General features: G+C 60.1%; 1 rRNA gene. It reads right to left on the reverse strand.

Features of this window, described 5'->3' with window-relative positions:
* Nucleotides 1-408 (reverse strand): 23S ribosomal RNA (locus tag ABVS03_RS11585); the annotation flags it as partial.
* Nucleotides 409-576 lie beyond the last annotated feature (168 nt).

The raw sequence follows: 576 nt of genomic DNA on the forward strand, positions 1-576 counted from the left end.
CCTGCCGCCCATGGATGGATGTACGCGTACGGGGCTCTAGCCCTGTCTCGCCGGCCTTCCCATGCCGTTCCGCTCGTGCATCCATGGACATATGTGCAGGCCCTTCAACCCCGCGGGCGCAGTGCGCTCCGCGGTTTGGCCTCGTCCCCGTTCGCTCGCCGCTACTGGGGGAATCTCGTTTGATTTCTCTTCCTCCGGGTACTGAGATGTTTCAGTTCTCCGGGTTGCCTCCTTCCGGCATATGCGTTCTGCCGGAGGTGCGGGGGTATGGGCCCCCGCGGGTTCGCCCATTCGGAGATCTGCGGGTCGAAGAGCATGTGCCTCTCGCCGCAGCTTATCGCAGCTTGTCGCGTCCTTCGTCGGCTTCCTGTGCCAAGGCATCCACCGTGCGCCCTTACCATCTTCATATCCGATGGCTCGGGTGTCTTATGCTGTGCTTGTTGCATATCTAGCGATCAGATGCTGATGACTTTCATTGAAGAAAGATATTGATTGCTTTTGCGCTATGCGGCTCTCAAGGTACGGGTGCGAGGGCGAGCCCTCAGGACCGGATGCTGCTCTCTCGGACATCGGAGA

The sequence above is a fragment of the Olsenella sp. AGMB03486 genome, from assembly GCF_040884255.1.
GTDB classification, from domain to species: Bacteria; Actinomycetota; Coriobacteriia; order Coriobacteriales; family Atopobiaceae; genus Olsenella_L; species Olsenella_L kribbiana.